The organism is Streptomyces sp. NPDC001532, assembly GCF_040298625.1.
Taxonomy (GTDB): domain Bacteria; phylum Actinomycetota; class Actinomycetes; order Streptomycetales; family Streptomycetaceae; genus Streptomyces.
Map to the genome: position 1 here is coordinate 63,178 of NZ_JBEPAL010000045.1, position 7,568 is coordinate 70,745.

Consider the following 7,568-nt stretch of genomic DNA (forward strand, 5'->3'; position numbering starts at 1 on the left):
CCTCATGCGGGACCCGCTGTCCGTCCTCACCGACGCCTTCACCTCCTTCCTCTTCGGGAAGGTCGAGACGACCCGCCTGCCGGTCCGCACCTCCACGGGCCAGGCCCAGGCCGTCTACCTGCCGACCGCCGCCCCCGGCCTCGGCGACTCGGGCGTCATCATCGGCCGCGAGGTCTACTCCGGGAAGGGATACATCTACGACCCCTTCCAGCTGTACGGCCAGCAGCTCCCGGCCCCCCACTGGCTCGTCCTCGGCGAGTCCGGAAACGGCAAGTCGGCGCTGGAGAAGACGTACGTCCTGCGCCAGCTCCGCTTCCGTGACCGGCAGGTCGTGGTGCTCGACGCCCAGGGCGAGGACGGGGCCGGCGAATGGAACCTGATCGCGCAGGAGCTGGGGATAACGCCGATCAGGCTGGACCCGATGGCGGCACTCGACCAGGGCATCCGGCTCAACCCGCTCGACCCGGCGATCACCACGACGGGCCAGCTGGCCCTGCTCCGGACGATCATCGAGGTCGCCATGGGGCACAGCCTCGACGAGCGCTCCGGCTTCGCACTGAAGGTGGCGCACGCCTACGTCAACGAGACCATCGTCGAACGCCAGCCCGTCCTGACCGACATCGTCGAGCAACTACGGCACCCCGAGCCGGAGTCCGCGGAGGCGATGAACGTCGACATAGACGACGTACGGGCGTGGGGCCTGGACGTCGCCCTGGTGCTGGACCGGCTCGTCGACGGTGACCTGCGCGGCATGTTCGACGGCCCGACCACGGTCGGCATCGACCTGGATGCCCCGCTGATCGTCTTCGACCTGTCCCACATCGACCGCAACTCCATCGCCATGCCCATCCTCATGGCGATCGTCGGCGTCTGGCTGGAGCACACCTGGATCCGCCCCGACCGGAAGAAACGCATCTTCCTGGTCGAGGAGGCCTGGCACATCATCAACAGCCCGTTCGTCGCCCAGCTGTTCCAGCGGCTGCTGAAGTTCGGCCGCCGGCTCGGCCTGTCCTTCGTCGCCGTCGTCCACCACCTCTCCGACGTGGTGGACGGAGCCGCGGCGAAGGAGGCCGCGGCGATCCTCAAGATGGCCTCCACCCGCACGATCTACGCCCAGAAAGCCGACGAGGCCCGCGCCACCGGCCGCGTCCTCGGCCTGCCCCGCTGGGCCGTGGAGATCATCCCGACCCTCACCCCCGGCATCGCCGTCTGGGACGTCAACGGCAACGTCCAGGTCGTCAAACACCTGGTCACCGAGACGGAACGCCCCCTGGTCTTCACCGACCGCGCCATGACCGAGTCCTCCGCCGACTTCCTGGACGACGACGCCCTGCGCGCCGCCGAACTGGAGGCCGAGGAGCGGGCGGCGGCCTTCGTCGAGCAGCACCTGGCCGACATCGACGACACCTCCGAGTCCACGGTGGCCTGAGATGAGACCGGACCACCACGACCGCCGGGACCGCCGCCAGGGCGGCCAGGGCGGCGTCCCCGACGGCCTGCTGGTCGGCATACTCGCCTTCCTGCTCGGCATGACCCTGCTGGCCTGGTCGGCCACCGGCCTCGCCGCCTGGTTCGCACACGGCACCTGGCCGGACAGCATCACCTTCGCCCGTACGCCCCTGGCCATGCGCAGCCTGATCACCCAGCCGCACGACATCCCCGGCGCCTGGCCGGACACCCCGGCAGGACAGCTCTCCGGATACGGCCTGTTCTGGGGGCTGTTCATCGGGCAGCTGATGATCCTGTTCGTCGTGGCCGTGTTCGTGATGGGCACGGTCGCCCGCTGGCGCGCGGGCCGGGCGGAACGCGCATCCCGTCGTGGCAGGCGTACGCCCGCCCCCGTGGACGAGCCCCGCTACGAGGTCCCCACACCCCGCAGAGAACCGGAACCCGCACCGGCGGCCCCCACCCAGGCTCCCGAACCGGCCCACCTCCAGAAGACCGACCCCCAGGCCCCCACCCACGCCCACGCCCATTTCCAGGCCCATTCCCACGGCCAGGCACCGCCGCGGACACCCGCCACCACGCCCCCGGACCCCCTCCCCGCCCCCGCGGCCGGCCGGGACCGCCTGGTCCTCGCCACCCGCGAGATCCGCCACGCCACCGCCGTCCAGGCCGTGCACGACGCCGAGGGCCCCGCCGTCGTCGTCACCTCCAACCCGGCGATCTGGGCCGACACCAAGGACGCCCGCGCCAAGCTCGGCCCGGTCCTCCTCTACGACCCCCACCACCTCTGCGACACCCCGTCCCGCCTGCACTGGTCCCCGGTGACGGGCTGCGGGACCAGAGAGACGGCGAGCCGGCGGGCGGCGGCCCTGCTCGCCCCGGTCCGGCCCACCGCCCGGATCGACCAGGCCGTCGGCGACACCGCCGAGATACTCCTGCGCAGCTATCTGCACGCCGCGGCCCTGGACTCCCGCACCATCCGGCACGTCCACCGCTGGGCCCAGGGCAGCCAGCTCCAGGAGGCCGTCCGCACCCTGCGCACCCACCCCAAGGCCGCGCCCGGCGCCGCCGGCGAGCTGGAGTCCGCGCTCACCGCGCACCCCGAACGCCGCGACGTGGCGCAGGAACTGATCGGCCGTGCGCTGTCCGCGCTCTCCACCGTCAACGTCCGCGAGGCATGCACACCAAACCGAACTGATGCGCTTGCCTTGGATTCCTTCGCCGCGGAAACGGGCAGCCTTTACGTGGTGGGTGAATCCATCGAGGATCCCAGGACCGACCCCGGCGCGATGCCCCTGCTGACGGCACTCGTCTCCAGCGTGGTCGAGCACGGCCGGCGCATGGCCGAACGGTCATCCCCCGGCCGGCTCGACCCACCACTCACCCTCGTCCTGGACGACATCGCGGCGGTCGCCCCGCTCCCCCAGCTCCCGGACCTCCTGGCCACCGGCCCCGACCAGGGCCTGCCCACCCTCGCCCTGCTCCGCAGCCGTGAACAGGCCCGCTCCCGCTGGCCCCAGGACGAACTCCCGGTGTGACAACCGGCATGCCGACCACCGTGACAACCGGCATGCCGACCACCGTGACGACCGGCATGCCCACCATCGTGACGACCGGCGTGCCGACCACTGCGACGACCGGCATGCCGGCCACCGTGACAACCGGCGCGCCGGCCAGTGACACAACCGGTGAGACGACCGGCCCGGATCAGGCAGCGGCCGCCCGCTCCAGCACGAACTCCAGCTCCCGCTCGTCCTCCTGCCCCGCCAGCGGCACCACCACCCCGCTCGGCACGAAGCCCGCCTTGCGGTAGAACCCCTGCGCCCGCTCGTTGTCCTCGTGCACGATCAGCCGTACCTGCTCGGCCCCGATCTCCCAGGCCCACGCCACCGCCGCCGCGAACAGCAGCTCGGTCAGCCCGCGCCCGCGGAACTCGGGCCGCACGAACACCCCGACCACATGCCCCTGCCGCCGCTCGACCGGGAACCCCGCCCAGTCCGTCGTACCGGCCTCCTCGACCAGCACGGTCACCGATCCGGCCCACTCCCCGTCCGGCCCCTGGGCGATGATCTGCCGCGCCCCGGACGCCTCTTCGGCCGCCCCCTGCGTCCGCTCCCGCCAGTAGGAGTCCGGCCGGGCGGCGGCCACCTCGTAGGTCTCCAGGAAGGCCAGGTGAGCGATCGGATCGCGCAGCGCGTCCAGCCGCAGCGCCTTCACCGCCGGCCACTCCTCGGCGCGGACAGCACGCACCACGAACGTCTCATCGATGACAGAACCCATGCCCGCCACCGTAGTACCGGGGTACTACCCCGCTCACCTCGAATACCGCCCGCGGTCGGACGCCCGCACACCCCGTGCCGACGAGCATCGAAGCATGATTACGGCACAGGAACTCACCAAGCGCTACGGCGACAAGACCGTCGTCTCCGACCTCTCCTTCACGGTCCGGCCGGGCACCGTCACCGGCTTCCTCGGCCCCAACGGCGCCGGCAAGTCCACCACCATGCGCATGCTCCTCGGCCTGGACGCCCCCACCCGCGGCCACGCCACCGTCGGCGGCCGCCCCTACGCCGCCCACCCCGCACCCCTCACCGAGGTCGGCGCCCTGCTGGAGGCCCGCTCGGTCCACCCCGGCCGCACCGCCCACCACCACCTGATGGCCCTGGCCCACACCCATGGCATCCCCCGCAGCCGCGTCACCCACGTCCTCGACGTCACCGGCCTCACCGAGGTCGCCCACCGCCGCGTCAAGGGCTTCTCCCTCGGCATGGGCCAGCGCCTCGGCATCGCCGCCGCCCTCCTCGGCGACCCGGCCGTGCTCATCCTCGACGAACCCGTCAACGGCCTCGACCCCGAGGGCGTCCTGTGGATCCGCAGCCTCCTGAAGTCCCTGGCCGCCGAGGGCCGTACCGTCCTGGTCTCCTCCCACCTGATGAGCGAGATGGCCCTGACCGCCGAACACCTGGTCATCATCGGCCGCGGCCGCCTCCTCGCCGACACCACCGTCGCGGACTTCGTACGGCAGTCCGGAGCCGGCACGGTCAAGGTCGTCACCCCCGACGCCCCCGCCCTCGTACGCCTGCTCTCCGCACCCGGCACCGACATCACCAGCGACACCCCCGGCACCCTCCACATCCGCGGCACCGACGCCGAACACATCGGCCGCACCGCCGCCGAACATCGCATCCCGCTCTTCGAACTCACCCCGAGCACCGCCTCCCTGGAGGAGGCCTTCATGGACCTCACCCGCGACGCCGTCCAGTTCACCGCCCACCGGCACGCCCGCCCGGAAGGAGCAGCCGCATGACCACGACCACCGCCGCCCCCGCCCGCTACCGGGTCACCCCGGCCCGCGTCCTGCGCGCCGAATGGCACAAGCTGTGGACGCTCCGCTCCACCTGGTTCAACCTCGCCCTGATCCCCGTCCTGACCCTCGGCACCGGCATCGCCATCGGCAGCGCCTACGAGTCCGGTGACGCGAACGAACTCGACACCGTCCTCCTCGTCCTGCTCGGCATGCAGTTCACCCAGATCATCGTCGGCGTCCTCGGCATCCTCAGCACCGCAGAGGAACACTCCACCGGCCTGGCCCGCGCCACCATGGCCGCCGTACCGTCCCGCCTGCCCGTGCTGTGGTCCAAGGCGGCGATCCTCGGCACGGTCTCCTTCCTCACCGTCCTCGCCACCAACCTGCTCACCTTCCCCACCGTCCAGACCCTGCTCACCGGCACCGACAAGGAGGCCGCCCTGGGCGACCCGGGCATCCTGGCCGCCCTCGTCGGCAACGCCGCCGGCCTGGCCCTGATCGCCGTCATGGCCGTCGGCATCGGCGCCCTGATCCGCTCGGTCCCCACCAGCGTCGGCATCCTGATCGGCGTCGTCATGATCCTCCCGGAGGTCCTGCGGATGCTCCCGTACGACGTGATCGACGACGCCGTGCGCCACTTCCCCGGCAAGGCCCTGGAGACCCTCACCCACGCCGACCCGGCCCCCGGCATGGCCTCGCCCGGCGCCGCCCTGCTCGCCCTGGCCCTATGGACGGCCGCGACGCTCACCGCCGCCGCCTTCCTCCTCAAGCGACGGGACGTATGAGTCCCGCAGCCCGCACCATGGACGTCATGCCGCCAGCACTCGGAGCGCCCACCCCCGAGCCCCTGACCCAGCACGTCCAACGCCTCATCGCCCGGGTGCGCGCCTTCGACCGGCGCCACCCGCTGGCCTGGGATCTCCATCTGACCGGCTTCTGCGTCAGCGCCGCCCTCATCGACTTCGCCGGGGGCGGCTGGCGCCACATCGCCCGCAGCGCCGAGGCCCCCGCCTGGCTGGTCCTCACCCTGAGCCTCGGCTTCTCCGTCCCGCTCCTCTGGCGCCGCACCCACCCCGCCGCCGTCCTGCTCGCCATGACCCCGTTCGCCCTCGTCAACGCCTGGACCGGAACCGTCCTCCAGGCCGCCCTGCTCCAACTCGTCGTCGTCCACAACATCGCCCTGCGCCTCCCCCTGCGCACCCTGTGGTGGAGCACCCTTCTGACTACCCTGCCCAACCTCATCATCACTGTCCGTCACCAAGAGAACGGGTGGGATCAGGAGTTGGTTCCCCCCTTGATGTCTCTCGCCGTGGCCGCCCTCGCCGGCATCGCGGTCCGCACCCGCCGCGACTACACCGCGGCCCTGGAGGACCGCGCCCGCCGCCTGGAGATCGAACGCGACCAGCAGGCCCGCCTCGCCACCGCCGCCGAACGGGCGCGGATCGCCCGCGAGATGCACGACATCATCGGCCACCATCTGTCCGTCGTCACCGGTCTCGCCGACGGTGGCCGCTACGCCGCGGCGAAGTCCCCGGAACGCGCCGCTCAGGCCTTGGACGCCATCGCCGGCACCAGCCGTCAGGCCCTCACCGAGCTCCGCCGTCTCCTGGACGTCCTCCGCGACGACCAGCAGCACCCCGAAGCCGACCTCACCCCCCAGCCCGCCCTCACCGACCTCGAGCAGCTCATAGACGGCGTACGAGCGGCAGGCCTCCCGGTCCGCACCACCGTCCGAGGCACCCCGCACCTGCCTCCGGGCCGCCAGCTCACCGTCTACCGCGTCGTCCAGGAAGCCCTCACCAACACCCTGAAACACGCGGGCCCCGACGCCACCGCCGAGATCGTGCTGGCCTACGACACCGAGGGCACTGCCACCGTCACGGTCACCGACACGGGCCGCGGCGGCAGCCCCGACCGCACCGGCGGCCGCGGACTTCCCGGTATGCGCGAACGAACGGCCCTGTACGGCGGCACACTTGAGGCCGGCCCACGCCCGCACCCCGAGCGCGGCTGGCGCGTCCGTCTGCACCTACCGGAGGAAGCCCCGCAGTGACGACCGTCCTCATCGCCGACGACCAGCCCCTGCAACGCCTCGGTTTCCGCATGCTGCTGGAGAGCCAGGACGACATGACGGTCCTCGGCGAGGCGGCGGGCGGCACGGAGGCGGTCCGCATGGCCGCCGAGCTGCATCCCGACGTCGTCCTGATGGACGTCCGCATGCCCGGCCTCGACGGCATCGAGGCCACCCGCCGCATCGTCGCCACCGGCGACCGCACCCGCGTCCTGATCCTCACCACCTTCGACCTCGACGAATACGCCTACGCAGGCCTCCGCGCCGGAGCCTCCGGCTTCCTCGTCAAGGACGCCCAGCCCGAGGAGCTGCTCTCCGGCATCCGCGCGGTCGCCACCGGCGACGCCGTGGTCGCCCCGGGCCTGACCCGCCGTCTCCTCGACGCCTACGTCCACCACCTGCCGACGGGAACCGCCACCGCCGACCCGGAACCGGCCGACCCACGCCTCGCCGGCCTCACCGACCGCGAGCGCGAGATCCTGACGGTCATCGGCCTGGGCTGGACGAACACCGAGATAGCCACCCGTCTCCACCTGGCGGAATCCACGGTGAAGACCCATGTGAGCCGAATCCTCGCGAAAACCGGCGTACGGGACCGCGTGCAGGCGGTGATTCTGGCCTACGACACCAGACTGGTAAAAGCCTCCTGAACGCAGAAAACCCCCGCATCTTTCGATGCGGGGGTTTTCCCTAAAATTTGTTCGGCGGCGTCCTACTCTCCCACAGGGTCCCCCCTGCAGTACC

The 7,568-nt window shown here is 71.8% G+C and carries 7 protein-coding genes; 6 read left to right on the forward strand and 1 reads right to left on the reverse strand.

The window, feature by feature from the left end; all coding sequences use genetic code 11:
* Positions 1-4 precede the first annotated feature (4 nt).
* Together ABT232_RS31515 and ABT232_RS31520 are read left to right on the forward strand one after the other, a co-directional pair.
* On the forward strand, positions 5-1,429 hold the full coding sequence (locus tag ABT232_RS31515) for an ATP-binding protein (RefSeq protein ID WP_351846233.1): 1,425 nt from the start codon (positions 5-7) through the stop codon (positions 1,427-1,429).
* Between the two features lies 1 nt (position 1,430).
* Positions 1,431-2,984 carry a type IV secretory system conjugative DNA transfer family protein gene (locus ABT232_RS31520; protein ID WP_351846236.1) on the forward strand — a complete coding sequence of 518 codons (1,554 nt, stop codon included), beginning with the start codon at positions 1,431-1,433 and terminating at the stop codon, positions 2,982-2,984.
* 169 nt (positions 2,985-3,153) lie between these two features.
* Here the strand turns inward: ABT232_RS31520 and ABT232_RS31525 are convergent, their stop codons facing one another.
* Entirely contained in the window at positions 3,154-3,726 is a 573-nt protein-coding gene (locus ABT232_RS31525; RefSeq protein WP_351846238.1) for a GNAT family N-acetyltransferase, read from the reverse strand.
* 94 nt (positions 3,727-3,820) lie between these two features.
* On the opposite strand from ABT232_RS31525, the gene ABT232_RS31530 reads away from it, so the two are divergent.
* The 4 genes from ABT232_RS31530 to ABT232_RS31545 are packed head-to-tail and all read left to right on the forward strand — an operon-like array spanning position 3,821 to position 7,474.
* Positions 3,821-4,753: an ABC transporter ATP-binding protein gene (locus ABT232_RS31530; RefSeq protein WP_351846241.1), complete on the forward strand. Its 933-nt coding sequence runs from the start codon at positions 3,821-3,823 to the stop codon at positions 4,751-4,753.
* The gene (locus ABT232_RS31535) at positions 4,750-5,538 is read left to right on the forward strand and encodes an ABC transporter permease (protein WP_351846244.1); all 789 of its coding nucleotides are present in this window, start codon (positions 4,750-4,752) and stop codon (positions 5,536-5,538) included. Before ABT232_RS31530 ends, ABT232_RS31535 begins: the two co-directional genes overlap by 4 nt.
* Positions 5,539-5,564: 26 nt before the next feature.
* Complete coding sequence (locus ABT232_RS31540; RefSeq protein WP_351846246.1) at positions 5,565-6,806, forward strand: sensor histidine kinase; 1,242 nt, start codon at positions 5,565-5,567, stop codon at positions 6,804-6,806.
* Positions 6,803-7,474 carry a response regulator gene (locus tag ABT232_RS31545; RefSeq protein WP_351846249.1) on the forward strand — a complete coding sequence of 224 codons (672 nt, stop codon included), beginning with the start codon at positions 6,803-6,805 and terminating at the stop codon, positions 7,472-7,474. The genes ABT232_RS31540 and ABT232_RS31545 overlap by 4 nt, the downstream gene beginning before the upstream one ends.
* Positions 7,475-7,568: the final 94 nt, after the last annotated feature.